Source organism: Burkholderia sp. Bp8991, assembly GCF_003853795.1.
Taxonomy (GTDB): Bacteria; Pseudomonadota; Gammaproteobacteria; order Burkholderiales; family Burkholderiaceae; genus Burkholderia.
In genome coordinates, this window is record NZ_QTQJ01000017.1 from 112249 (window position 1) to 136261 (window position 24013).

24 protein-coding genes and 2 tRNA genes are annotated in these 24013 nt (G+C 68.7%); 16 read left to right on the forward strand and 10 right to left on the reverse strand.

Annotated features, from left to right (window positions below; translation table 11 throughout):
* The first annotated feature begins 193 nt into the window (after window positions 1–193).
* Together DIE02_RS20405 and DIE02_RS20410 are read left to right on the forward strand one after the other, a co-directional pair.
* Window positions 194–826 (forward strand): Maf-like protein, encoded by a 633-nt coding sequence (locus DIE02_RS20405; RefSeq protein ID WP_124487459.1) that lies wholly within the window; start codon window positions 194–196, stop codon window positions 824–826.
* On the forward strand, window positions 823–1545 hold the full coding sequence (locus DIE02_RS20410) for an SAM-dependent methyltransferase (RefSeq protein ID WP_124487460.1): 723 nt from the start codon (window positions 823–825) through the stop codon (window positions 1543–1545). Before DIE02_RS20405 ends, DIE02_RS20410 begins: the two co-directional genes overlap by 4 nt.
* Before the next feature lie 63 nt (window positions 1546–1608).
* Here the strand turns inward: DIE02_RS20410 and DIE02_RS20415 are convergent, their stop codons facing one another.
* The 4 genes from DIE02_RS20415 to DIE02_RS20430 are packed head-to-tail and all read right to left on the reverse strand — an operon-like array spanning window position 1609 to window position 4690.
* Window positions 1609–2601, reverse strand: coding sequence for a S49 family peptidase (locus DIE02_RS20415; RefSeq protein ID WP_124487461.1), 993 nt, complete (start codon window positions 2599–2601; stop codon window positions 1609–1611).
* Between the two features lie 12 nt (window positions 2602–2613).
* A complete protein-coding gene (locus DIE02_RS20420; protein WP_124487462.1) occupies window positions 2614–3024 on the reverse strand; it encodes a Rieske 2Fe-2S domain-containing protein in 411 nt (136 codons plus the stop codon).
* A complete protein-coding gene (locus tag DIE02_RS20425) occupies window positions 3021–3680 on the reverse strand; it encodes an HAD-IA family hydrolase (protein ID WP_044844782.1) in 660 nt (219 codons plus the stop codon). Before DIE02_RS20425 ends, DIE02_RS20420 begins: the two co-directional genes overlap by 4 nt.
* Window positions 3681–3685: 5 nt before the next feature.
* Window positions 3686–4690: an RluA family pseudouridine synthase gene (locus DIE02_RS20430; RefSeq protein WP_124487463.1), complete on the reverse strand. Its 1005-nt coding sequence runs from the start codon at window positions 4688–4690 to the stop codon at window positions 3686–3688.
* Between the two features lie 724 nt (window positions 4691–5414).
* On the opposite strand from DIE02_RS20430, the gene DIE02_RS20440 reads away from it, so the two are divergent.
* From DIE02_RS20440 to DIE02_RS20465, 6 genes are all read left to right on the forward strand, one after another.
* Window positions 5415–8600, forward strand: a complete 3186-nt coding sequence (locus DIE02_RS20440) for an Rne/Rng family ribonuclease (protein WP_124521937.1) — start codon at window positions 5415–5417, stop codon at window positions 8598–8600.
* 131 nt (window positions 8601–8731) lie between these two features.
* Window positions 8732–9844, forward strand: a complete 1113-nt coding sequence (moaA, locus tag DIE02_RS20445) for a GTP 3',8-cyclase MoaA (protein ID WP_124521377.1) — start codon at window positions 8732–8734, stop codon at window positions 9842–9844.
* A gap of 28 nt (window positions 9845–9872) precedes the next feature.
* Window positions 9873–10490 (forward strand): molybdenum cofactor guanylyltransferase MobA, encoded by a 618-nt coding sequence (mobA, locus tag DIE02_RS20450; protein WP_124521896.1) that lies wholly within the window; start codon window positions 9873–9875, stop codon window positions 10488–10490.
* A gap of 105 nt (window positions 10491–10595) precedes the next feature.
* Entirely contained in the window at window positions 10596–11885 is a 1290-nt protein-coding gene (gene glp, locus DIE02_RS20455; RefSeq protein WP_124521379.1) for a gephyrin-like molybdotransferase Glp, read from the forward strand.
* Between the two features lie 37 nt (window positions 11886–11922).
* The gene (locus tag DIE02_RS20460) at window positions 11923–12198 is read left to right on the forward strand and encodes a hypothetical protein (protein ID WP_006476519.1); all 276 of its coding nucleotides are present in this window, start codon (window positions 11923–11925) and stop codon (window positions 12196–12198) included.
* The gene (locus DIE02_RS20465; RefSeq protein WP_124521898.1) at window positions 12195–12680 is read left to right on the forward strand and encodes a GNAT family N-acetyltransferase; all 486 of its coding nucleotides are present in this window, start codon (window positions 12195–12197) and stop codon (window positions 12678–12680) included. The genes DIE02_RS20460 and DIE02_RS20465 overlap by 4 nt, the downstream gene beginning before the upstream one ends.
* A gap of 102 nt (window positions 12681–12782) precedes the next feature.
* Here the strand turns inward: DIE02_RS20465 and DIE02_RS20470 are convergent, their stop codons facing one another.
* From DIE02_RS20470 to pncB, 5 genes are all read right to left on the reverse strand, one after another.
* A complete protein-coding gene (locus DIE02_RS20470; RefSeq protein WP_124487469.1) occupies window positions 12783–14261 on the reverse strand; it encodes a DNA recombination protein RmuC in 1479 nt (492 codons plus the stop codon).
* Window positions 14258–15247, reverse strand: coding sequence for a D-glycerate dehydrogenase (locus tag DIE02_RS20475; RefSeq protein WP_124521900.1), 990 nt, complete (start codon window positions 15245–15247; stop codon window positions 14258–14260). The genes DIE02_RS20470 and DIE02_RS20475 overlap by 4 nt, the downstream gene beginning before the upstream one ends.
* An 81-nt stretch (window positions 15248–15328) precedes the next feature.
* Window positions 15329–16759: a sodium:proton antiporter gene (locus DIE02_RS20480; RefSeq protein WP_124521902.1), complete on the reverse strand. Its 1431-nt coding sequence runs from the start codon at window positions 16757–16759 to the stop codon at window positions 15329–15331.
* 52 nt (window positions 16760–16811) lie between these two features.
* Window positions 16812–17474 (reverse strand): lactate utilization protein C, encoded by a 663-nt coding sequence (locus tag DIE02_RS20485; RefSeq protein WP_059523763.1) that lies wholly within the window; start codon window positions 17472–17474, stop codon window positions 16812–16814.
* A gap of 89 nt (window positions 17475–17563) precedes the next feature.
* Window positions 17564–18760, reverse strand: a complete 1197-nt coding sequence (gene pncB / locus DIE02_RS20490; protein WP_124521381.1) for a nicotinate phosphoribosyltransferase — start codon at window positions 18758–18760, stop codon at window positions 17564–17566.
* 283 nt (window positions 18761–19043) lie between these two features.
* On the opposite strand from pncB, the gene fdxA reads away from it, so the two are divergent.
* From fdxA to DIE02_RS20535, 8 genes are all read left to right on the forward strand, one after another.
* Window positions 19044–19367, forward strand: a complete 324-nt coding sequence (fdxA, locus tag DIE02_RS20500; RefSeq protein WP_011351384.1) for a ferredoxin FdxA — start codon at window positions 19044–19046, stop codon at window positions 19365–19367.
* A 105-nt stretch (window positions 19368–19472) separates the two neighbouring features.
* Window positions 19473–19548: transfer RNA gene (locus DIE02_RS20505), tRNA-Asn, on the forward strand.
* 74 nt (window positions 19549–19622) lie between these two features.
* Window positions 19623–19698 (forward strand) — tRNA-Asn (locus DIE02_RS20510).
* 107 nt (window positions 19699–19805) lie between these two features.
* On the forward strand, window positions 19806–20291 hold the full coding sequence (locus DIE02_RS20515; RefSeq protein WP_044844793.1) for a CreA family protein: 486 nt from the start codon (window positions 19806–19808) through the stop codon (window positions 20289–20291).
* Window positions 20292–20352: 61 nt separating this feature from the next.
* On the forward strand, window positions 20353–21258 hold the full coding sequence (locus DIE02_RS20520) for an AraC family transcriptional regulator (protein WP_124521904.1): 906 nt from the start codon (window positions 20353–20355) through the stop codon (window positions 21256–21258).
* Window positions 21259–21375: 117 nt separating this feature from the next.
* On the forward strand, window positions 21376–22161 hold the full coding sequence (locus tag DIE02_RS20525) for an AzlC family ABC transporter permease (RefSeq protein ID WP_124521906.1): 786 nt from the start codon (window positions 21376–21378) through the stop codon (window positions 22159–22161).
* On the forward strand, window positions 22158–22496 hold the full coding sequence (locus DIE02_RS20530) for an AzlD domain-containing protein (protein ID WP_044844796.1): 339 nt from the start codon (window positions 22158–22160) through the stop codon (window positions 22494–22496). Before DIE02_RS20525 ends, DIE02_RS20530 begins: the two co-directional genes overlap by 4 nt.
* A 159-nt stretch (window positions 22497–22655) precedes the next feature.
* On the forward strand, window positions 22656–23432 hold the full coding sequence (locus DIE02_RS20535) for a DUF4088 family protein (RefSeq protein ID WP_044844797.1): 777 nt from the start codon (window positions 22656–22658) through the stop codon (window positions 23430–23432).
* Between the two features lie 117 nt (window positions 23433–23549).
* Here DIE02_RS20535 and DIE02_RS20540 read toward each other — a convergent pair whose 3' ends face one another.
* A complete protein-coding gene (locus DIE02_RS20540) occupies window positions 23550–23960 on the reverse strand; it encodes a hypothetical protein (RefSeq protein ID WP_124487477.1) in 411 nt (136 codons plus the stop codon).
* Between the last annotated feature and the right edge of the window lie 53 nt (window positions 23961–24013).

The following is a 24013-nucleotide window of genomic DNA, read 5'->3' on the forward strand; positions in this document are numbered from 1 at the left end:
ACGCGATCCACGCCGCGTACGCCTCGCACGATTACGTACTTTACTTCCGAAGACCCGGCAGGCGCCACCACTGCGGAAAGCCTGCCGACGAAAAGCGGGAAAGCATACCTGTTTTACCTTTTGCGGTCAATCACTTATGCTTGCGCCCTTGCAACACCGCGCCACACCCGACGACTCACCGACCCAACCGACCATGCCGGATACCGTTTGCCGCCCGCCGCGGCTGATTCTCGCCTCCAGTTCCCGCTACCGCCGCGCGCTCCTCGAGCGCCTCGGCCTGCCGTTCGACGTCGTGTCGCCCGACCTCGACGAAACCCCGCTCGCGGGCGAAGCGCCGGCCGCGACCGCGCTGCGCCTCGCCGGTGCGAAGGCGCGCGCGGTCGCCGCGACGATCGACGCGCCGGACGGCGTGCTGGTGATCGGGTCGGACCAGGTCGCGACGTTCGACGGCCACCAGATCGGCAAGCCCGGCACGCACGAGCGCGCGCTCGCGCAGCTGCTGTCGATGCAGGGCCGCGACGTCGAATTCCACAGCGCGCTCAGCCTTTACGACAGCCGCACCGGCGAAACGCAGAGCGAGGACGTCGTCACGCACGTGCGCTTTCGCTCGCTGCCCGAAGCCGAACTCGATGCGTACCTGCGCGCGGAAACGCCGTACGACGTCGCCGGCAGCGCGAAGTCCGAAGGGCTCGGCATCGCGCTGCTGGATGCCATCGACTCCGACGACCCGACGGCGCTCGTCGGCCTGCCGCTGATCGCGCTCACGCGGATGCTGCGCGCCGTCGGTTATCCACTGTTCGCCGCCCCCCAAGGAGACCGCGCATGACCGCCGGCACGCTCTATCTCGTCCCGAACACGCTCGGCGAGGGCGACGCATCGATGCTCGCCGCCGTACTGCCGGCCGCCGTGCAGGCGCGCGCCGGCACACTCGGCTATTACATCGGCGAAAACGCGAAAACGACCCGCGCGTTCCTGAAGAAGATCGGCACGACGCGGCCGATCCAGGAAATCGAGATCAGCGAACTGAACGTCAATACGCCGGCCGGCGCCATCGACCGGCTGCTCGCGCCCATACTGGCCGGCGCGGACGCCGGCCTCGTGTCGGAGGCCGGCTGCCCGGCCGTCGCCGATCCGGGCGCGCTGCTGGTGCGCCGCGCGCACGAGCGCGGCGTGAAGGTCGTGCCGCTCGTCGGGCCGAGTTCGATCCTGCTCGCGTTGATGGCGTCGGGCCTGAACGGCCAGAGTTTCGCGTTCAACGGCTACCTGCCGGTCGATGCGGCCGCACGTGCGAAGCGCTTGCGCGAACTTGAGCAACTGTCACGCAAGGCGCGCCAGACGCAGATCTTCATCGAGACGCCGTACCGGAACCAGGCGATGCTGGATACGCTGGTCGCGACCTGCGCGCCGTCGACGCAAATCTGCGTCGCGGCCGACCTGACCCTCGAGACCGAGACGATCGCCAGCCGCTCCGTGGCAGACTGGAAAAAGACGCCTGCGCCGAATCTGCAGAAGCGCCCCGCCATCTTCCTGCTGCTCGCGAACTGAAGCCGGCGGCCGCGCGACACGGGGCGCCCTGCCCCGTTCGCCGCGGCGCCGGCCGGCCGCCGCTCAGCGCAGGCTGAACGACGTGCCGCCCGCGGTGAGCGCCTTCATCGCGGCACCGCCGACCGCCGCGCCGAACTTGCGCGCGACGCGGTTCGTCAGGCTTTCCTTCACCGTATAGTCGACGAGATCCGGCGCCTTCAGCACGTCGCGCGCGACCGTGTCGGTCGTGCCGTAGCCGTCGGCGAGCCCGAGCTCGACGCTCTTTTCGCCGGTCCAGAACAGCCCCGAGAACATGTCGGGCGTTTCGTGCAGCCGCTTGCCGCGGCCGTCCTTCACGGCCTTGATGAACTGCGCATGGACCTGGTCGAGCAGCGCCTGCGCGTGGGCATCCATCTTCGGCGTCTCGGGCGAGAACGGGTCGTAGAAGCCCTTGTTTTCGCCCGACGTATGCAGGCGGCGATCGACGCCGAGCTTGCCCATCAGGCCCGTGAAGCCGAACCCGTCCATCAGCACGCCGATCGAGCCGACGATGCTCGCCTTGTCGACGAAGATCTTGTCGGCGGCGGACGCAATGTAATAACCGCCCGATGCGCACATGTCGGTCACGACGACGTACAACGGCTTGTCCGGATACTTCTTGCGCAGGCGGCGGATCTCGTCGTAGACCATCCCGGCCTGCACCGGGCTGCCGCCCGGGCTGTTGATCCGCAGCACGACGCCGGCCGTGCCGCTGTCGTCGAAAGCAGTATCCAGCGCCGTGTTGATGTCGTCGGCGTTCGCGTTGGTGCCCGCCGCGATCTCGCCGTCGATCGTCACGAGCGCCGTGTGGCGCCCGCTCGCCGAGAATTTCGAGTCGCTCGAGAAATCGATCAGCGCGAACGCGAGCAGCACGAACACGCCGAGGAACGCGAAACGGAAGAAGATCTTCCACCGCCGCGCGGCGCGCTGTTCCTTGACGGCCGCGAGCGCGATCCGCTCGAGCGCCGCGCGCTCCCAGTTCGGTTCGCGGCTGTCGGAACGGGACGAGGAATCAGGAAGGTTCGGTTGGTCGGCCATGCAGTGGTGTCGTCAGTCGGTCGTGGCGGGAGGGGGCGAAGCGGCGGGACCCAGGTCGGCATCCGGTAGCCAGAATACCGCACGCCCGTCCGGCGTGTCGCGCTCGTCGACCTCGACCGGCCGCAGGCGGCCGCCGCGGCACGGGCCGCCGACGCACTTGCCGGTATCCGGCGCGTAGATCGCGCCGTGCGTCGCGCACATCAGGTACAGGCCCGACGACTCGAAGAACTGCCCTTCGGCCCAGTCGAGCTCCATCGGCACGTGCGCGCAGCGGTTCAGGTAGCCGTATGCACGGCCTTCGTAGCGCACGAAGAACACGACCGCCTGCTCGCCGCGCAGCGTCGCATCGACGCGCACGCCGGCACCGCCGTCGGCCAGCGCGTCCGATGCGCACACGCGCACGGCATCCGGCGCCGCGCTCACGCGTGCTCCCGCAGCCACGCGGCCAGCGCGCCGACGTCCGGCGCGACGAAGCGCGGTGTCAGCGCGGCCAGCGCATCGGCCGTGTGCGCGCCGTACGCGACGCCGATGCCGGCCGCCCCCGCACTCGCGGCCATCTGCAGGTCGTGCGTGGTGTCGCCGATCATCACGGTACGCGCGAGATCCTGCCCCAATTCACGGGTCAATTCGTGCAGCATTGCCGGATGCGGCTTCGAGAACGTTTCGTCGGCGCAGCGCGTCGCATCGAACAGGCTCGTGAGCTTCGATTGGTCGAGCACGCGGTTCAGCCCGACCCTGCCCTTGCCGGTCGCGACCGCGAGCAGGTAGCCGGTATCGCGCAATTCCGCGAGCAGTTCGCGCACGCCGGCGAACAGCTCGATGCGCTGATCGTCCAGCAGGTAGTGATAGCGGTAGCGTTCGGCCAGCCGCGGATAGTCGGACGGATCGAGGGTCGGAGCAGTAATCTGCAGTGCATCGCGCAGGCCGAGGCCGATGACGTAGCGGGACGCCTCGTCCGACGGCGTGGGCAGGCCGAGATCGCGGCAGGCGGCCTGGATGCTGTGCGCGATGTGCGCAGTCGAATCCATCAGCGTGCCGTCCCAGTCGAAGACGATCAGATCAAATTGCTGTCGGGCCATGCGAGTCAGGCGGTATCGCGCAGAGCGCGGAGTTGATCGAGGAAGCGCCGGCATTCGTCCGGCAGCGGCGCATCGAACTGCAGCGCCTCGCCGGTCAGCGGATGCGCGAGCTTGAGCCGGTGCGCATGCAGGAACATCCGCTTGAGCGACGGTTGCGCGTTCGCGCGCGCCAGCGCCTTGTTCAGTGCGAAATCGCCATACTTGGCGTCGCCGGCGATCGGCAGGCCGAGATGCGCGAGGTGCACCCGGATCTGATGGGTCCGACCCGTCTTGAGTTCCGCCTCGACCAGCGCGTAGTCCGGCCAGCGCTCGATCAGGTTGAACACCGTGTGCGACGGCAGGCCATCGTCCTGTACGCGCACGCGCCGCTCCCCTTCCGGGGTCGAATACTTGAACAGCGGAGCCTTCACCACGCGACGGTGGCCCCAGTCGGGCTGCCATTCGCCGTATCCGCACGCGAAGTAGCGCTTGTCCATCCGGTTCTCGCGGATCTGCTCGTGCAGGCCGACGAGCGCCGTGCGCTTCTTCGCGAGCATCAGGATCCCGGAGGTCTCGCGGTCGAGCCGGTGCACGAGTTCGAGGAATTTCGCGCGCGGGCGGGCCTGGCGCATCTGCTCGATCACGCCGAACGCGACGCCGCTGCCGCCGTGCACGGCGACGCCGGCCGGCTTGTTGATGACGAGCAGCGCGTCGTCTTCGTACAGCACCTCGAACTGCGCGGGCGGCACGATCGGCGTGTCGGCGCGCGCGAGGTCGGCCGCCGCCACCCGCACGGGCGGCACGCGGACGAGGTCGCCGAACGCGAGACGGTACTGGGCGTCGACCCGCCCCTTGTTCACGCGGACTTCGCCGCTGCGCAGGATCCGGTAAATATGGCTTTTGGGCACGCCTTTACAGACGCGCAACAGGAAGTTGTCGATCCGCTGACCGGCCGAGTTTTCGTCGATCTGGATCATCGATACCTGGCCGCTTGCGACTGAATTCTGGGATATTTTGCCTAACTCATTCATACTGAATATAATTTTGCCCAGCCTGACGTTGAGGGTGGCCTGACAGGCCGGTCCCGACGGAATCGGGCAAGGCGCAAGCGCAAAGCGTTATTTTACTTGCGCCGGGGGTCTGCTGCTCGCCCCTAATCAAAGAGATGCAGCAAGTTGCACGCACGGCGCCGGCCGTCGGCAAGGATCGCGCCCACAGGCGGATTCGGTCGATCAGGCGCCGCGGTAACGGAAAGTTGGTTGAAAAGAATTTGATCGGCAGCCCGACGGCGCGAGGTGCGTCCGCAGGCTGCCGGTTGCGAAAATTACGGCGTTGCGCCCGATTTGGCCCCGCGAAGCGTGCGGGGCTTGGCGACGTCAAACCAGGGAAGTACACCCCAGGCGGGAAAGTCGGGCTGGATTCGATACTCCCCGCTGCGGCCCAAGCCGCAGCATCTGCCGCCCGTCGGCGCGCGCGACGCATTGCGCGCGCCCCGTGGCAGTGCCCCGGTCTCAGGCTTAGCGCGCTTTCGCAGCGTGCGGTGTGTGGACGCCGTGCTTTGAAGCCGTGTTCGCAGGTGCCCTATGGCCGCCGGCCCCGTCTTTCGGGCCCAAGCGCCTCTTCAGGCAATTCTCCCCGCCATCCTTCCCGCTCCAGCGTGCTTGTGACAACACAACAAGGTGCGGCCTGCCGTCGTTCCCGCCCTCGCGACTGACAACCGCGAGGCGCCGGCAGCAGAGCCGCCTGGAGTCGTTCATGAAACGCATGCTGTTCAATGCGACGCAGCAGGAGGAGCTGCGCGTCGCCATCGTCGATGGGCAAAAGCTCATCGACATCGACATCGAGACAGCCGGGCGCGAACAGCGCAAAGGCAATATCTACAAAGGTGTCATCACGCGCATCGAGCCGTCGCTCGAAGCGTGCTTCGTCAACTACGGCGAAGACCGCCACGGCTTCCTGCCGTTCAAGGAAGTCGCCCGCCAGTACTTCAAGGAAGGCATCGACATGCGCTCCGCGCGCATCCAGGATGCCCTGCGCGAAGGCCAGGAGCTGATCGTCCAGGTCGAGAAGGAAGAGCGCGGCAACAAGGGTGCCGCCCTCACGACCTTCATCTCGCTCGCCGGCCGCTACCTCGTGCTGATGCCGAACAATCCGCGCGGCGGCGGCGTGTCGCGCCGGATCGAAGGCGACGAGCGTCAGGAACTGCGCGAAACCATGGCGCAGCTGCAGATTCCGGACGGCATGAGCATGATCGCCCGCACTGCGGGCATCGGGCGCAGCGCCGAGGAACTGCAGTGGGACCTGAACTACCTGCTGCAGCTGTGGCGCGCGATCGAAGCGGCGTCGCAAAGCGGCAATGCCGGCCAGCCGATGCTGATCTATCTGGAATCGAGCCTCGTGATCCGCGCGATCCGGGACTATTTCCAGCCCGATATCGGCGAAATCCTGATCGACACGACCGAGATCTACGATCAGGCCCGTGCGTTCATGGACATCGTGATGCCGGACAACGTGTCGAAGGTGAAGCGCTACCACGACGACGTGCCGCTCTTCTCCCGCTTCCAGATCGAGCACCAGATCGAGACCGCGTACTCGCGCACGGTGCCGCTGCCGTCGGGCGGCGCGATCGTGATCGACCACACCGAGGCGCTCGTCGCAATCGACGTGAACTCGGCGCGTGCGACCAAGGGCGCGGACATCGAGGAAACGGCGACCCGCACGAACCTCGAGGCGGCCGACGAAGTGGCCCGCCAGCTGCGCCTGCGCGACCTCGGCGGCCTGATCGTCATCGACTTCATCGACATGGAGTCGGCGAAGAGCCAGCGCGAAGTCGAGCAACGCCTGAAGGACGCGCTCAAGCACGACCGTGCGCGCGTGCAGATGGGCAAGATCTCCCGCTTCGGCCTGATGGAACTGTCGCGCCAGCGCCTGCGTCCGGCCCTGTCGGAAGGCAGCCACGTGACGTGCCCGCGCTGTAACGGCACGGGCCACATCCGCGATACCGAATCGTCCGCGCTGCAAGTCCTGCGGATCATTCAGGAAGAAGCGATGAAGGAAAACACCGCGGCGATCCATTGCCAGGTGCCGGTCGAGGTGACCGCCTTCCTGCTCAACGAAAAGCGTCAGGAAATCAACAAGATCGAGTCGCGCTTCAAGGTCGGCATCGTGCTGATCCCGAACAAGCACCTCGATACGCCGCACTACAAGCTCGAGCGCCTGCGCCATGACGACGCGCGCCTCGACGATCCGCGCGCGTCCTGGAAGATGGCCGAGGAAGCCGCCCGCGAACTGGAGTCGGAAACCGGCTACAGCAAGCGCGCGGCCGACGTGAAGCCGAAGCAGGAAGCGGCGGTCAAGGGCATCACGCCCGAGCGTCCGGCGCCGAGCCCGGCACCGCAGCGCCCGGTCGAGCCGGTTGCGGCACCCGCACCGGTCGCCGCGGCGAGCGGCGGCTTCATCGGCTGGCTGAAGGGTCTGTTCGGCATGTCGCCAGCCCCGGCGCCCGCGCCGGTTGCACCGGCACCGGCAAAGGAACAGGCTGCCCGTCCGGCCCGCGAGCGGACCGAGAAGACCGAGCAGCGCGGCGGCGATCGCAACCGCAATCGTCGTGGCGGCGCCCAGCAGGCTCAGGGTGGTCGCGACCAGGCAGCGGCAGGCCGTGGCCAGTCGCAACGCCAGGAACGCGAAGGCAAGGAAGCGCGCGAGTCGCGTGAACCGCGCGAGGGTCGCGAACCGCGTGAAGGCCGCGAGCCGCGCGAAAGCCGTGAAGGTCGCGAGGGCCGCGAAGGTCGCGAGGGCCGTGGCCCGCGCGAAGGCCGCGAACCGCGCGAGCCGCGTGAAAGCCGTGAGCCGCGCGAACCGCGCGAGAACCGCGAACCGCGCGAGAACCGCGAACCGCGCGAGCGCACCGAGCAGCCGGAAGCCGTCGAGGCAGCCGGCCGCGGCGAGCGCCAGGAACGCGGCGAACGTCGCGAGCGCGGTGAGCGCCGCAAGCCGACGCAACACGCTGCTACGCTCGAGACCGTCACCCGTGGCGAGAACCATCCGGAAGCGGAAGCCGACCAGGCCGCAGCCGTCGCCCTGCCGGGCGCCGATGTCGCAGCCGACGCGGAAGCCGGCGCACGTGACGGCGAGGAACGTCGTCGCCGCCGCCGCGGTCGCCGCGGCGGTCGTCGCGAGCGCGAGGACGAAGGCGCAGTCGTCGACCACGCCGAGCAAGGCGCGGACGGCGAAGCCGTGCAAGCTGTGACGACGGAAGCCCCGAGCGCGTTCGAGCCGGCCCATACGGCCGCACCGGTCGCCGTGGCAGCGGTCGCCGCAGCGGGCGCCGTGGTAGCCGAGGCCGCAGTCGAACAGCGTGCCGAAGCGGTCGAGCCGGCCGTGGTCGAGCCGCAACCGGCACCGGTTCGCGTCGAAGCGACGCCGGTCGCGCCGATCGAACCCGCCCCGGTCGCACCGGTCGCCGAATCGGTACCGGTCGCGCCGGCCGCTGCTCCGGAAGCCGGCCCGGCACCGGTCGCGGTGTCGCCGACCGATGCGTTCGAAGTGCCGGCTGCCGTCGAAGCGCCGCAGTTCGCGCCCGTCGAGCAAGCCGCACCGGCACCGGTCGCCGCGGTTGAAGTCGCTCCGGCACCGGTCGCCCCAGCACCGGTCGCGCCGGCAGCCGTCGAACCGGCTCAGGTCGAACCGGCCCCGGTCGAAGCCGTTGCCGCGCCCGCGCCGGCGCCGGTTCAACCGGCCGCTGCGCCCGCTTCGGCGAGCCTCGACGTCGTGCTGGAACAAGCCGGCCTCGTGTGGGTGAACACGGATGCCGACAAGTTCCGCGCTGCCCAGGAAGCCGCGTCGCGCCTGCCGCGTCCGGCCCGCGTGCCGCGCGAGCGCAAGGCGCTGCCGCCGGTCGATACGACCCCGATGCAGCAGGTCGAGACGTCGCACCATTAAGCGGCGCATCGCCCGACCAGGAAAAGCCCGCCTCCGGCGGGCTTTTTCATGTCCGCGCTGCGGGTTTCCGCCCACCGGCCCGGCCGGCCGCTTGCGGCTAAAATAGAAGACTGGCTCGCACTTCTTTCAACATGTCCCGACGCATCATTCCCCTCGCCGACGTCAGCGGGATGCCGGATATCTCCGGCGTCGCGCATACCCCTGACGGCGCCCTGGCCGACACGTTCGCCAGGCCGCTACGCGACCTGCGCATCTCGGTGACGGATCGCTGCAACTTCCGTTGCGTGTACTGCATGCCGCGGGACGTGTTCGACAAGGACTACCCGTTCCTGCCGCACAGCGCCCTGCTCACGCACGAAGAGATCGAGCGCGTGGCACGGCTGTTCGTCGCACACGGCGTCGAAAAGATCCGGATCACCGGCGGCGAGCCGCTGCTGCGCAAGAACCTCGAGTTCCTGATCGAGCGCCTCGCGCGCCTGACGACCCACGACGGCCGCCCGCTCGACCTGACGCTGACCACCAACGGCTCACTGCTCGCGCGCAAGGCGCGCACGCTGAAGGATGCCGGCCTCACACGCGTGACGGTCAGCCTCGACGCGCTCGACGACACGCTGTTCAAGCGCATGAACGATGCCGACTTCGCGAGCGCCGACGTGCTCGACGGCATCTTCGCCGCGCAGGCCGCGGGCCTCGCGCCGGTCAAGGTCAACATGGTCGTGAAGCGCGGCACCAACGACGGCGAGATCCTGCCGATGGCCGAGCGCTTCCGCGGCACCGGCGTGATCCTGCGCTTCATCGAATACATGGACGTCGGCACGTCGAACGGCTGGAACATGACCGAAGTGCTGCCGTCCGCGGACGTCGTCGCGCGGATCGCCGAGCAGTTCCCGCTCGTTCCGCTCGAGCCGCACACGGCGGCGGAAACCGCGCAGCGCTGGGGCTATGCGGACGGCAGCGGCGAAATCGGCGTGATCTCGAGCGTCACGCAGGCATTCTGCGGCGACTGCACGCGCGCGCGGCTGTCGACCGAAGGCAAGCTGTACCTGTGCCTGTTCGCGTCGACCGGCCATGATCTGCGCGCACTGGTGCGCGGCGGCGCGAGCGACGCCGAGATCGCGACCGCGATCGCCCGGATCTGGCAGGCCCGCACCGACCGCTACTCGCAGCTGCGCGGCAGCGCGGCCGCCGACGCCGCGCCCGACGGCGCCGGCAAGCGCGTCGAAATGTCGTACATCGGCGGCTGACGCGCGCCGCCCGCCCCGCTTTCCCGCGATGTCCGCTTCCGCCTCGCCTTCCATCACCGGCCTGCTGCTCGCGGGCGGGCGCGCGACGCGCATGGACGGCGCAGACAAGGGCCTGCAGCTGCTCGACGGTACGCCGCTCGCGCTGCACGTGCTGCGCCGGCTCGCGCCGCAGGTCGACGAGACGCTGATCAGCGCGAATCGCAACGCCGCGCGCTACGCCGAACTCGGTGCGCCGTTCGATGCGCGCATCGTACCGGACGAAACCCCCGATTTCCCCGGCCCGGCCGCGGGCCTGCTCGCCGGCATGCGCGCGGCGCGCGCACCGCTCGTCGTGTGCTCGCCGTGCGATACGCCCTATTTGCCGGCCGACCTCGTCGCGCGGCTGCACGCGGCGCTCGACGCGCAGCAGGCCGACATCGCGATGGCGGTGACCGTCGACGCGCACCACGCGCGTTCGCCGCAGCCGACCTTCGCGCTGCTGCGCGCGTCGCTCGCCGACGATCTCGCGGCCAGGCTCGCGGCCGGCGAGCGCAAGGTGCGTGCGTGGTACGCACGCCACAAGACGGTCGAAGTCGAGTTTCGCGACGAGCGTGCGTTTTACAATGCCAATTCCTGGCAGGAACTTGCCGCGCTTGCCCGCCGCTGACGGCACCGGCATCCGTTCCCGCCCGCCGCATGCGCCTTCGCGCTTCGGCGCCCTCCGCGGGCCACCGGCCACGAACCCGATACGCCTCGCGGCGCAGTCCGACTGATGATCACGCAATCCTCGCCCGCCTCCCGAACCGCACCCGATTCCGCGGCCCCGCTGTCGCTCGCCGATGCGCAGGCGCTCGCGTGCCGGTTCGCGGTGCCGGTCGACGCGTGCGAAACGGTACCGCTGCATGACGCCCTCGACCGCGTGCTCGCGGCCGACGTGAATGCGCCGTTCGACATTCCCGCATACGACAACTCGGCGATGGACGGCTACGCATTCGACGGCAGCGCAGTCGCGCTGGCAGCGGCCGCCGACATCGCGCTGACGGTCGCCGGCACGGCACTCGCCGGCCATCCGTTCGATGGGGCCGTGGTGCCCGGCACGTGCATCCGCATCATGACCGGCGCGGCGATGCCGGCCGGATGCGACACGGTCATTCTGCAGGAACGCGTGCGCGTCGACGGCGACGTCATCCGCTTCGCCGCACACGAGGTCGCGCGCGGCGCAAACTGCCGCCGGGCCGGGGAGGATCTCGCGCGCGGCGCCTGCGCGCTTGCCGCCGGCCGCATCCTGCGCCCGTCCGATCTCGGCCTGCTCGCATCGTTCGGATTGCGCGAAGTCACGGTGCGCCGCCGCGTGCGCGTCGCCGTGTTCTCGACCGGCGACGAACTGCGCGAACCCGGCGAGCCGCTCGGCCGCGGCACGCTGTACGACAGCAATCGCGGGATGCTGGTCGCGATGCTCGAAAGGCTGCACATCGACGCACTCGATCTCGGGATCGTCCGCGACGATCCGGCCGCGCTCGAACGCGCATTGCACGATGCGATCGCCGCACAGGCCGACGCGGTGATCACGTCCGGCGGCGTATCGGTCGGCGAAGCCGATTTCACGCGCGACGTGATGGCGCGGCTCGGCGACGTGACCTTCGCGAGCCTCGCGCTGAGGCCCGGCCGGCCGCTCGCGTGCGGCACGCTCGCGCGTGCGGGCGACGGCCGCGTGCTGTTCTTCGGGCTGCCCGGCAATCCGGTCGCCTCCGCCGTGACGTTCTACGCGATCGTGCGCCCCGCACTGCTGACGCTGGCCGGCGCGCACACGCCGCCGCCGACGATGTACACGGCACGCAGCACGCAGGCGCTGAAAAAGCGTCCGGGCCGTACCGAATACCTGCGTGCGATCGCGACGCGCGCCGCCGACGGCCAGTGGCACGTCGCGCCGGCCGGTTCGCAGAGTTCCGCATCGCTGAGCGGCCTTGCGGCCGCCAACTGTTTCATCGTCCTGGGCCACGATTCCGCGGCAGTCGACGCGGGCGCCCCGGTCGACATCCTGCCGCTCGACGGCCTGATCTGAATTCCAATCGGTATATTTCTACGGGGGCAATCCGCACATGAAGAAACAAATCTCGTCGATCGCCGCGGGGCAGACCGCGAAGGCGCTGATCCTCGTCTACCTGACGTTCAGCGTGCCGATCGTGCTGCTCGGCATCCTGGTCGCGTACATCCGCTACGGGATGGTCGAACTGAGCACGATCCTGAGCGCGCTGCTGCTGAACGCGATCCTCGGTTTCGTGCTGCTGTGGATCGCCTGCCACGCGTACAACTGGGTCGCGTCGCGCTTCGGCGGCATCGAGATCGTGCTGTCCGATCCGCCGGAGGAAGCGTGAGCGGCACACCGCTGATCCGCGCGGCGCAAGCGCGCGACGTCGGCGCGATCCTCGCGCTGATGCGCGAGCTGGCCGCGTTCGAGAAGCTCACGCACCTGTTCGTCGCGAGCGACGCCGACTTGGCCGACGCGCTGTTCGGCGAACGCCCCGCCGCCGAAGCGCTGGTGGCCGAGCGCGACGGCGCGATCGTCGCGTATGCGCTGTTCTTCCACAACTATTCGACGTTCCTCGGCCGGCGCGGGCTGTATCTCGAGGATCTGTACGTGCAGCCGTCGCAGCGCGGCACGGGCCTCGGCACCGCGATGCTGCAGCACCTCGCGGCACTTGCCGTCGAGCGCCGCTGCGCTCGCTTCGAATGGTCGGTGCTCGACTGGAACCAGCCGGCGATCGACTTCTACGAGAAGATGGGCGCGACCGTGCTGCCGGAGTGGCGCATCGTGCGCGTCACCGGCGACGCACTGGACGCGCTCGCCGCACGCTGAACGCGCGCCGGCTACGCCGGTCGCCGTGTCAAAGGAAAACGGGCGCCGCGGCGCCCGTCTTCGTTCCAGCCGGTTTCGGCTGCGTGCATCATGCGGGATGCGTCATGCGTCGTCCGCATCGGCGCCGTCGGCGGCTTCCGCGCCGAGCAGCCCGGCCGCCGTCTCGCCCGGCAACGCCTCGACCTGTTTCAGCTTGCGGTTCATCACACGGGTGCGCTGCTCGGCGGCCTCGATCGAACGCGTGACCGTCTCGAGCTGCGCCTTCGTGCGTGCGAGCACGTCGCCAAACTTGCCGAATTCGGTCTTCACCGCACCGAGCACCTGCCATACCTCGCTCGAGCGCTGCTCGATCGCGAGCGTGCGGAAGCCCATCTGCAGGCTGTTCAGCAACGCGGTCAGTGTGGTCGGCCCGGCCACCGTCACGCGATAGTCGCGCTGCAGCAGGTCGGTCAGCCCCGGGCGGCGCAGGATCTCCGCATAAAGCCCCTCGGTCGGCAGGAACAGCAGCGCGAAATCGGTCGTATGCGGGGGCGCGACGTACTTCTCGGCGATCGTGCGCGCCTCCATCCGCACGCGCGCCTCGAGCGCACGGGCCGCCTCCTCGACCGCCACCGAATCGGCACGCTCCTGCGCATCGATCAGGCGCTCGTAGTCCTCACGCGGAAACTTCGCGTCGATCGGCAGCCACACCGGCGGCGCGTCGCGCGTGCCCGCGTCGCGTCCCGGCAGCCGGATCGCGAACTCGACGCGTTCGCTGCTCTTCGGCACCGTCGCGACGTTCTTCGCATACTGGTCGGGCGTAAGCATCTGCTCGAGCAACGCCTCGAGCTGCACCTCGCCCCAGGTGCCGCGCGTCTTCACGTTGGTCAGCACCTTCTTCAGGTCGCCGACGCCGGCCGCGAGCGTCTGCATCTCGCCGAGCCCGCGGTGCACCTGCTCGAGCCGGTCCGACACGAGCTTGAACGATTCGCCGAGCCGCTGCTCCAGCGTCGCATGCAGCTTCTCGTCGACGGTGCGGCGCATCTCCTCGAGCTTCGCCGCGTTGTTCGTCTCGATTTCCTTCAATCGCTGTTCGAGCGTCGCGCGCACTTCGCCGATCCGGCGATCGTTGGCCTCGGTCAGCTGTGTGAGCTGCCGGTTCAGCGTGTCGCCGAACAGCCGCAGCGCGACCGTCTGCTCTTCGCGCGCCTGCTGCGCCTGGCGCTGCACGCTCTCGCGCATCGCGTCGAACTGCTGCGCGTTGCCCGCGACCAGCTTGCCGAGCTGTTGCGCGAAACCGTCGATCTGGTTGTTCTGCACGGTCGCGATGCTCGTCAGCTGCGTCGCGAGCGTCTGCTGAAGCTGCGAGAAACTGCCGGCCAGCTCGGTGCGCGAACCACGCGCGTTCTCGACGATCTCGCCGCGCAGCTCGCGTTCGAGCCGCTCGACCGCAAGCGCCTGCGCGTGCGCGGCGTCCTCGATCTGGTCGCCGAGCACGGCCGCGTCGTCGTGGCGGCCGCCGCCGCGCACGATCGCGACGATCGCCACCGCCAGCGCGACGGCCAGCACGACGACCGCCGCCAGCAACAACATCGTCGTCATGCGCGCGGCTTCCCGATCACGTCAGGGTTGATCGGATTCGGCGGCTGCCCCGCGCGCGGCCCTTCGCCCAGCGCGGCGATCAGGTTGTCGGCCGCGAGGTTCGCCATCGCGCGGCGCGTCTTTTCGGTCGCGCTCGCGATATGCGGCGTCAGCACGACGTTCGGCACCTCGAGCAGCGCCGGGTGCACGCTCGGCTCGCCTTCGAACACGTCGAGGCCGGCCGCGGCAATCGTCCCGTCGCGCAGCGCGACGGCCAGCGCCGCGTCATCGACGATGCCACCGCGCGCGATGTTGGTCAGCGTCGCGGTGGGCTTCATCTTCGCGAGCTCGGCCGCGCCGATCGTATGATGGTTCTCCTTCGTGTACGGCAGCACCAGCACGACGTGATCGGCGCGCGTGAGCAGCGCATCCTTCGACACGTATTCGGCGTTCAGCTCGGCCTCGATCTCGGGCGCGACCCGCGACCGGTTGTGATAGATCACCTGCATCCCGAAGCCGCGCGCGCGGCGTGCGAGCGCCTGGCCGATGCGCCCCATGCCGATGACGCCGAGCGTCGAGCCGTAAATGTCGCCGCCGAGGAAACCGTCGTACGCCCACTTCTGCCAGTGCCCGGCGCGCAGCCAGTGCTCGGATTCGGCGATCCGGCGCGCGGCGGCCATCATCAGCGCCCAGCCGAAATCCGCGGTCGACTCGTTCAGCACGTCGGGCGTGTTGGTGCCGAGCACGTTCGCCGCGTTGAATGCGGCCATGTCGAAGTTGTTGTAGCCGACCGCCATGTTCGACACGACGCGCAGGCGCGGCGCCGCCGCGAGCGCAGCCGCCCCGACCGGGTCGCCCGCCGTCAGCGCGCCGTCCTTGTCCGCGAGACGCGCGGCGAGCGCATCGGGGGCGAGCGCGTCGCCGTTGTTCCAGTCGACTTCGAAATACTGCTCGAGCCGTTCGATCACGTCCGGAAAGATCGGACGTGCGACCAGGATCTTCTGCATCGCCATCTCCGCATGCCGCGGCCGGAACGCGGCGCATCGTGCGCCGCCCGAACCGTCCGCGCTTGGTTGAAAATCGTCAGCCTACGCCGTGAAGAAGATCCACGACGTCAGCAGGAATACAGGTACCAGTATGGCGAACGCCCAGCCGAGATACGCGAAGAAGCTCGGCATCTTCACGCCGCGCGATTCCGCGATCGCCTTCACCATGAAGTTCGGCGCGTTGCCGATGTAGCTGTTCGCGCCCATGAACACCGCTCCCGCGGAGATCGCGGCGAGCGTCGTCGCGCCCGCCGTCATCAGCGCTTGCGCGTCGCCGCCCGCGAGGTTGAAGAACACGAGGTAGGTCGGCGCGTTGTCGAGGAACGACGACAACAGGCCGGTGGCCCAGAAGTACATCGCATCGATCGGCTTGCCGTCCGACCCCGTCACGAGATGGACGATCTGCGCGAACGCACCGTCCGCCCCCGCGCGCAGGATCACGATCACCGGCGCGATCGTCACGAAGATTCCCGCGAACAGCTTCGCGACCTCCTCGATCGGCGCCCAGTTGAACGCGTTGCCTTCGCGCGCGGAGCGCGGCGTCAGCGCAAGCGACGCGAGTGCCACGACAACCAGCGCGACGTCGCGCACGAGATTCTGCAGCGCGACGTGCGTGCCCCGCACGTCGAACGTGATGCCCGGCTTCCAGATGCCGCTCATCAGCACGAGGCCGATCACGGCCGCGAGCAGCACGAAGTTGACCTTGCCGTCGATCGACAGCGCGCCATCGTCAGGTGTCGGGTCGAGCACGACCGGCCGCTCCTCGCCGCCCTTCCGGTAGAAGTACGTATCGAGCACGAAGAACAGCGTCAGCAGCACCGCGCAGATGAACAGCATCGGCAGCGCGAGATGCGTGGTCGTCCAGAAGAAGCTCACGCCGTTCAGGAAGCCGAGGAACAGCGGCGGATCGCCGAGCGGCGACAGCGAGCCGCCCGCGTTCGCGACGAGGAAGATGAAGAAGATCACGACGTGCACGACGTGCCTGCGATTGTCGTTCGCGCGCAGCAGCGGCCGGATCAGCAGCATCGCGGCGCCCGTCGTGCCCATCACGCTCGCGAGCAGCGTGCCGAGCGCGAGGATCGCGGTGTTCAGCTTCGGCGTGCCGTGCAGGTTGCCGTTGACGCAAATGCCGCCGGCGACCGTATACAGCGCGGTCAGCAGCACGATGAACGGGATGTACTCCTCGAGCAGCGCGTGCACCAGCGTTCCGAACGCCGTGCCCGCGCCGAACGCGACCGCGAACGGGACCAGAAACGCGATCGCCCATGCCGCGGCGATCTTGCCGAAGTGGTGATGCCAGAACACCGGCGCGACGAGCGGGAACACCGCGATGGACAGCAGGATCCCGGCGAACGGGATGCCCCAGAGTGCGGACAGCGTGGCACCGTCGAGCGTGGCGGCCGATGCGAGCGCGGGAACGGCGCCAAGCGCGGCTCCCGACGCCATGCCCGCCCAGGCGGCATGTCGTTTCATGCAGAACTTCCTTGTGCGAGTGAGTCGAGTGAGGATCGAGCGGACGCGATCGTCATGCACCGCGCACGACGATCGCGTGAACGCGGTACGGGCCGTGTGCGCCCAGCACGATGGTCTGCTCGATATCGCCGGTGCGCGACGGGCCCGATACGAAATTGACCGCGCGCGGCAATTCGCCGCGCTCCGCGCGAATCAGCGCGAATGCGTCTTCATGGCCCGCGACGATCCGCGACGCCGGCACGATCGCGATGTGGGTTTCCGGCAGCAGCCCGGCCGATGCATAGGTGTCGGGGCCGGACAGCAGCACCAGCGAGCCCGTTTCGGCGGTGGCGCAAAAGCAGCCGGTGAGGCCGACGAGATCGCCGTCGCGCGGCTTGCGGCATTCGACCGACAGGCCGGCGCCGGCCCAGTCGAGCTCGGCCAGCGTGCGCCATGCGACGGCCTGCATCGGCAAGCCGTGAGCGGAAAGATAGCGGGCAGCGGCGGCGGGCGCGTCGGCCAGCGTCGCGACTTCGTCGACCGTCGTCGACAGGCGCGCCGCTTCATCGACGAATGCGGCGACGAGGTCGGCCGGCATCGGCGGCCGCGGCCCCTCGGGATGGCGGGCGAGATAGTCGGCGACGCCGTCGCGCTCCGCTGCATCGGGTTCGGGCGCGCGTCCTTGCGCCGCGCGAATGCGTGCGAGGATCTGGCGACGGGCAGCGGAAGTGTCCATGAACGGTCCTCGTGACGTTGGCGTGCGATACCGTCGGATTATACCGGCCGCCCCCGCCGCGACGCACCTCGCCGGACGGCCGACGCTTGCTACGATGCGGCGTCGTCGGCCGGCTGCGCGATGCCGAACACCTGGCGCAGGTACGCGAGATACGCCTTGTCGTCGCACATGCTCTTGCCCGGCGTATCCGACAGCTTCGCGACCGGCTGCCCATTGCAGCGGACCATCTTGATCACGATCTGCAGCGGCACGTAACCGAGATCGTTCGTGAGGTTGGTGCCGACGCCGAACGCGAGCTTGCAGCGGCCGCGGAACCGTTCGTACAGCTGCATGACCTTCGGAATGTCGAGCGCGTCGGAGAACACGAGCACCTTGGTGCGCGGATCGCAGCGGTTCGCCTCGTAGTGGCGCAGCATGCGCTCGCCCCACTCGAACGGATCGCCTGAATCGTGGCGCGCTCCGTCGAACAGCTTGCAGAAGTACATGTCGAAGTCGTTCAGGAACGCGTCCATCCCGTAGACGTCCGACAGCGCGATCCCGAGGTCGCCGCGATACTCCTTCGCCCACATCTCGAAACCGTAGGTCTGCGAATCGCGCAGCCGCGGGCCGAGCGCCTGGCAGGCCTGCAGGTATTCGTGCGCCATCGTGCCGAGCGGCGTCAGGCCGTGCTTCATCGCGTAGAACACGTTGCTCGTGCCCGCGAACTGCGGTCCGAGCCCGTCGCGCAGCGTCAGCGCGACCTCTTCGTGCCAGACCTTCGAGAAGCGCCGGCGCGTGCCGTAGTCGGCGATCTTGCAGTCGGCGAACTCGGGCTTCGCGCCGAGCAGCTTGATCTTCTCGCCCAGCCGCTCGCGGCCTTCGCGATAGTCGGGCTCGCGCTGCGTGTTGCGGAAATAGACCTCGTTGACGATCGCGAGCACCGGGATCTCGAACAGGATCGTGTGCAGCCACGGCCCTTCGATCACGATGTCGATCTCGCCGTTGCCCTTCGGCGAAGGCGTGATCGAGATGTACTTCTCGTTCAGGTGGAACAGCGCGAGGAAGTCGACGAAGTCGCTCTTGATGAAGCGCATGCGCCGCAGGTAGTCGAGTTCGTCGTCGGTGAAGCGCAGCGCACACAGGCCGCGCACCTCGTCGCGGATCTCGTCGATGTACGGCACGAGATCGACGCCGGGCGTGCGACACCGGAACCGGTACTCGACGTTTGCGGCAGGAAAGTGATGCAGGACGACCTGCATCATCGTGAACTTGTAGAGATCCGTGTCGAGCAGCGAAGTGATGATCATGTTTACGGCACCGCCAATATCGTGACAGGGCCCCGGCGCACCGCGCGCCGCCCGGTCTGTCGGCCATGTTACCCGAATGCGGGCCCGACCATCGTGAAACCGCCCTGCCCGACGCGCCGGGCGCGCGGCCGCACGCACCGCGCCCGCCGCCAGCCCCATAAACTAATCACGAAACGATATAAGCCGGAAAGCCGACCACGCCATGCGGGTTTTGCGCTTCAGTTACAATGCCGCTTTTGGCGCACACGCCACCCCATATATACCGCCAAGCAGGAGCGTTTTAATGACTCACGTTGTGACCGAAGGCTGCATCAAGTGCAAATACACGGATTGCGTGGATGTGTGCCCGGTGGATTGCTTCCGTGAAGGTCCCAACTTTCTCGCCATCGATCCGGACGAGTGCATCGACTGCGCCGTGTGCGTCGCCGAGTGCCCGACCAATGCGATCTATGCCGAAGAAGACGTTCCGGGCGACCAGCAGCAGTTCACCGCGCTGAACGCCGAGCTGGCGAAGGACTGGCCGTCGATCACGAAGACCAAGCCGGCACCGGCCGACGCGGACGAGTGGAAGGACGTGCAGGACAAGCTGCACCTGCTCGAGCGCTGATCGCGCAGCGGCGCTGCAAAAATTTTTTGGTGCGCCGCCGCTCAAAAGTGTTGACAGGTTAGCGAACACTCCATACAATCTCGTTTCTCTGCTGTTGTTGTTTGTTCCCCGATAGCTCAGTCGGTAGAGCGCCGGACTGTTAATCCGTAGGTCCCTGGTTCGAGCCCAGGTCGGGGAGCCAAAAAACAAAGGCCCGTTGAAAGTGGACGGGTTTTTTGTTGGTTACCGAACACGCAAGCAGATGTACCGATTTATTCCCCGATAGCTCAGTCGGTAGAGCGCCGGACTGTTAATCCGTAGGTCCCTGGTTCGAGCCCAGGTCGGGGAGCCAGACAGCGAAAGGCCCGTCATTCGACGGGCCTTTTGTTTTTCCGGCGCCCGCCGGTCACCGCCGCGCATGCTAGAGTTTCTGTCCCGCATTCGCATCCGGTTCCGTCGATGAAGCACCGCCTCCTTTCCGCCGCGTCGCTCGCCCTTCTGCTCTCCGCCTTTGCCACCGCGCCGCTCGCGCACGCGGAGGAAGTCGGCAGCGTCAACACGCATTTCCGCGTGACGGGCTCCGACCGCGTGGTCGTCGAAGCGTACGACGATCCGCTCGTGACGGGCGTCACCTGCTACGTGTCGCGGGCGCGCACCGGCGGGATCAAGGGCACGCTCGGCGTCGCCGAGGATCCGAGCGAAGCGTCGATCGCGTGCCGGCAAGTCGGCCCGCTCAGCTTCAAGGAGCCGCTCAAGCAGCAGACCGACGTGTTCAGCGAACGGATGTCGTTCATCTTCAAGACGCTGCACGTCGTGCGCGTGGTGGACAAGAAGCGCAACACGCTCGTCTACCTGACCTACAGCGACCGCATCGTCAGCGGCAGCCCGAAGAACGCCGTGACCGCCGTGCCGATGCCGGCCGGCACGACGATTCCGGTCAAGTAAGCCCGCGCCGGCCGGGCGCGCGACCGCTACACTGTCGATTCGACCGCCCTCGCGCCCGACCATGTCCGCCCCCCGCCTTCTTCCGGACTCCGCACGTTACTGGCGCACGCCGCTGCTGCCGGACGCGGATCTGCTCACCGCCACCTATCGCGACCATACGTTCGCGCCGCACTGGCACGACGCGTACACGATCCCCGTGATCCTCGAGGGGGCGGAGCGCTACACCTGTCGCGGCAGCGGCCATGTCGCCGAAACGGGCACCGTGCCCGTGATCAATCCCGGCGAAGTGCACACCGGCTCGCGCGCGACCGACGAAGGCTGGTGCTATCGCGTGAGCTACGTGCCGGTCGACTACATTCGCGCGCTCGCGAGCGCGATCGCGGGGCGGCCGCAGGATGCGCCATGGTTCCCGTCCGACGTGATCCGCGACACCGATCTCGCGGCACGGCTCGCGCTGGCCCACCGGATGATGGAGGCCGGCAGCGAACGCATGCCGCCCTTCCCCCACCACGAGCAGCCGGCCGCCAATGATCCGGCCGCCGCGGCACCGCGCGTCTACGATCCGCTCGCCGCCGAAACGGCGATGCTCGATGCGCTGTCGACACTGATCGCGCGCCATGCCGACGCGCGGCTGCAACCGGCGGCGCTCGCGGCCGACGAACCGCGCGTCGACGCGATGCGCGAACGGCTCGCCGCCGATCTCACGGGCACGGTCACGCTCGACGACGTCGCGCAGGCCGCCGGCCTGTCGCCGTTTCACGCGGCGCGCCTGTTCACGCGCACGACCGGGATGCCGCCACATGCGTGGCGCAACCAGCTGCGGCTGCAGCGCGCGCTTGCGCCGTTGCGCGCGGGCGTGCCGATCGCCGATGTCGCCGCGGCCAGCGGCTTCGTCGACCAGAGTCACTTCACGCGGCATTTCAAACGAATGTTCGGCGTACCGCCCGGACGCTGGCAGGCGCGCTGACGCCCTTCCCTGCATTCGACGACGGACGGCAACCGGCACGCACGCAGCGCCATCGGCACCCGTGCGGGCGCAAGAACATACAAGCCGCCGCTGCATCACCCCGCTATCCTCCATTTCATGGAGACGCGCCCCTTGAACCCCACACCCACACCCACACCCACACCTACGCCCCCGCCTCGCCGCCCGCTCAACGAGTGGCTCGACGGCGCACGCGACACGATCCCGATGATGATCGGCGCGGCACCGTTCGGCGTGATCTTCGGCACGCTCGTCGGCGGCGGCCCGCTCGCCGCATGGCACGGCGCGCTGATGTCGCTCGCGGTGTTCGCGGGCTCCGCGCAATTCATCGCGCTCGGCCTGATCGCGGGCAGCGCGAGCTTCGTCGTCGTGCTCGCGACGACGCTGATCGTGAACCTGCGTCACCTGCTGTACAGCGCGACGCTCGCGCCGTACGTCGTGCACCTGCCGCTGCGCTGGCGCGCGACGCTCGGCGCGCTGATGACCGACGAGGTGTTCGCGGTCGCCTACGCGCACTACCGCCACTTCCCGCCCGGCGCGATCGGCCCGCACTACTTCTTCGGCTCGGGCCTCGCGATGTACCTGAACTGGCAGGTCTGGACGCTCGCGGGCATCGGCTTCGGCGCGGCCTTCCCGGGCCTCCAGTCGCTCGGCCTCGATTTCGCGATGGCGGCCACCTTCATCGCGATCGTCGTCCCGCAGCTCGGCACGCTGCGCTATCTGGCGGCCGCCGCGACGGCCGGCACGCTCGCGTACTTCTGGCAGGGCTGGCCGTACAAGCTCGGGCTGCTGGGCGCGGTCGCCGCCGGCGTCGTGGTCGGCGTCGCGCTCACGCTGCTGCACGAGCGTTCGCGCACCGCTTCACGCACGGAGGCCGCATCGTGAGCTACGCGCTGCTGATCCTCGGGATGGCCGTGATCACCTATGCGATCCGGACGACGCTGTTCCTGTTCGGCGAGCGGCTGACCTTCCCGCCGCTCGTGCGGACCGCGCTCGGCTTCGTGCCCGTCACCGTGCTGACTGCGATCATCGTGCCGATGACCGTCTCGCCGCACGGCGGCACGGCCGAGCTGACCTGGCGCAATCCGCAGCTGGTCGGCGCGCTCGCCGCCGTGCTCGTGTCGGCGACGACACGCCGGCCGCTCGTGACGATCGCGGTCGGGCTCGCGGTGTTCTTCTTCTGGCAAGGGGTCGTGATGCCGCACTGGCTGCCGGCCTGAGCGGACCTCGCCGGCCGCGCTCAAGTTTCCGTCCGGCGCGCCGATATAGGAAGTGAAGACCCGCCATCGGCCTCGGCGCGAACCGGTCCGTCGACGCCGCGCCCGCACCGGTGCGCGATGTCGGCCGCCGGCCCGCGCGGGCCGCCATCGAGACGATTCATGGGCCAGATCACCCTTTCCCTCAAGGACGACACGCTTGCGTCCCTGCGCAAGGACTACGACGCGTTCGTGCGCGTGTCGCTGAAACTCGACCCGCAGTTCGCGACGCCGTCGTTCGAGGATTTCCTGCGCGCCAAGCTGCTCGACAACATGGTGCCGCTGACCGAGCACGCCGTGCAGCGGATGCTCGAGGGCGGCCAGTACGCGTGGGCGAAGCGCACGCTCGACAAGGAATTCCCGGACGTCGTCGCGATCCTGATGCGGCAGGCCGGCGAATTCGGCTTCGGCTTCGCGTCGCGCTCCGAATGGACGCCCGACGAGCTTGCGAAGGCGTGCCGCGACTGGGCCAAGGCGATCGTCGCCGAAGCGCAGGGCGATGCGTCGCTGGTCGATCCGCTCGCGGCGCAGATCAAGAGCGCGGTCCACGACATCCAGGCGCTCGAGGAATCGATGCAGACGCCCGCGTGGCGGCTCGCGGAATCGCTGCGCCAGCGCATCTACGAGGCGAAGCTCGCGTGCGAGATGAGCGTCGGCAGCGCCGCGCGCGACAAGCTCGGCGAACTGCGCGGCCTGCTGCGGCTCGGGCTCGCGCACGGCTCGTTCCAGAAACAGGAAGCGCAGCAGATCATGGAATATCTGCGGCTGCTGAAGCCCGAGATCTTCGTCGACGAGCCATACGACGTATTCACGCGGCTCGCCGCGTGGCTGCGCAGCGTATTTACCCCGTCCGCGGCACGACCGGCACACGGACCGGGGCCGGAGCAGCGCCGGCCGTGACGGCCCGCGTCCACGCATGAAGAACGGCCCGGTTCGCGCGAAGCGAACCGGGCCGCCGGTCGATCGCCGTCACGACGCGCCGTCCGGGGCGAGCGTCGTGCGACGTCGGGGTGCCGCTTACTGCGCGGCGCCCGAGGCCGATGCACCGCCCTGCACGCCGGCCGACGCACTGCCTTCGACCGCTTCGTCGCCCACCTTCGACTTCGCCGAGCCGGCGTGATGCTTGGCCGACTTCGCCGCATGCTTCGCGTGCTTCTTGGTCGAGTGGACCGACGACGCCGCCGTATCCTTCGCGCCGTCCGCTGCCGCGCCAACCGCATCGGTTGCGCCGCCGACCGCGTTGCCCGACGCATTCGCGCCGGCACCACCCTGCATACCCGCGTCTGCGCCTGCCCCCGCTGCCGGCGCCTGCGTCTGCACGCCGGCGCCTGCAGTGCCCTGCGCCGCGACGCCGGTCTGCGCGAATGCGGCCGAAGTGGCGAACGCCGTCAGCGCGGCACCGATCAGCATCGTACGAATCTTGGACATGACAATCCTCCTCAAGAAGTTGTGGGCGCGGAGCGCATCGATACGCTCCGTCG

Excerpts from the sequence above, each read along its gene's own strand:
- DIE02_RS20430 (WP_124487463.1), bottom strand. The coding sequence starts at position 4,690 with ATGAATGAGTTAGGCAAAATATCCCAGAATTCAGTCGCAAGCGGCCAG.
- DIE02_RS20525 (WP_124521906.1), top strand. The coding sequence starts at position 21,376 with ATGGAGACGCGCCCCTTGAACCCCACACCCACACCCACACCCACACCT.
- DIE02_RS20410 (WP_124487460.1), top strand. The coding sequence starts at position 823 with ATGACCGCCGGCACGCTCTATCTCGTCCCGAACACGCTCGGCGAGGGC.
- DIE02_RS20540 (WP_124487477.1), bottom strand. The coding sequence starts at position 23,960 with ATGTCCAAGATTCGTACGATGCTGATCGGTGCCGCGCTGACGGCGTTC.
- DIE02_RS20520 (WP_124521904.1), top strand. The coding sequence starts at position 20,353 with ATGTCCGCCCCCCGCCTTCTTCCGGACTCCGCACGTTACTGGCGCACG.
- fdxA (WP_011351384.1), top strand. The coding sequence starts at position 19,044 with ATGACTCACGTTGTGACCGAAGGCTGCATCAAGTGCAAATACACGGAT.
- moaA (WP_124521377.1), top strand. The coding sequence starts at position 8,732 with ATGTCCCGACGCATCATTCCCCTCGCCGACGTCAGCGGGATGCCGGAT.
- DIE02_RS20405 (WP_124487459.1), top strand. The coding sequence starts at position 194 with ATGCCGGATACCGTTTGCCGCCCGCCGCGGCTGATTCTCGCCTCCAGT.
- DIE02_RS20440 (WP_124521937.1), top strand. The coding sequence starts at position 5,415 with ATGAAACGCATGCTGTTCAATGCGACGCAGCAGGAGGAGCTGCGCGTC.
- glp (WP_124521379.1), top strand. The coding sequence starts at position 10,596 with ATGATCACGCAATCCTCGCCCGCCTCCCGAACCGCACCCGATTCCGCG.
- mobA (WP_124521896.1), top strand. The coding sequence starts at position 9,873 with ATGTCCGCTTCCGCCTCGCCTTCCATCACCGGCCTGCTGCTCGCGGGC.
- DIE02_RS20470 (WP_124487469.1), bottom strand. The coding sequence starts at position 14,261 with ATGACGACGATGTTGTTGCTGGCGGCGGTCGTCGTGCTGGCCGTCGCG.
- DIE02_RS20415 (WP_124487461.1), bottom strand. The coding sequence starts at position 2,601 with ATGGCCGACCAACCGAACCTTCCTGATTCCTCGTCCCGTTCCGACAGC.
- DIE02_RS20425 (WP_044844782.1), bottom strand. The coding sequence starts at position 3,680 with ATGGCCCGACAGCAATTTGATCTGATCGTCTTCGACTGGGACGGCACG.
- DIE02_RS20485 (WP_059523763.1), bottom strand. The coding sequence starts at position 17,474 with ATGGACACTTCCGCTGCCCGTCGCCAGATCCTCGCACGCATTCGCGCG.
- DIE02_RS20535 (WP_044844797.1), top strand. The coding sequence starts at position 22,656 with ATGGGCCAGATCACCCTTTCCCTCAAGGACGACACGCTTGCGTCCCTG.
- DIE02_RS20480 (WP_124521902.1), bottom strand. The coding sequence starts at position 16,759 with ATGAAACGACATGCCGCCTGGGCGGGCATGGCGTCGGGAGCCGCGCTT.
- DIE02_RS20515 (WP_044844793.1), top strand. The coding sequence starts at position 19,806 with ATGAAGCACCGCCTCCTTTCCGCCGCGTCGCTCGCCCTTCTGCTCTCC.
- DIE02_RS20475 (WP_124521900.1), bottom strand. The coding sequence starts at position 15,247 with ATGCAGAAGATCCTGGTCGCACGTCCGATCTTTCCGGACGTGATCGAA.
- pncB (WP_124521381.1), bottom strand. The coding sequence starts at position 18,760 with ATGATCATCACTTCGCTGCTCGACACGGATCTCTACAAGTTCACGATG.
- DIE02_RS20460 (WP_006476519.1), top strand. The coding sequence starts at position 11,923 with ATGAAGAAACAAATCTCGTCGATCGCCGCGGGGCAGACCGCGAAGGCG.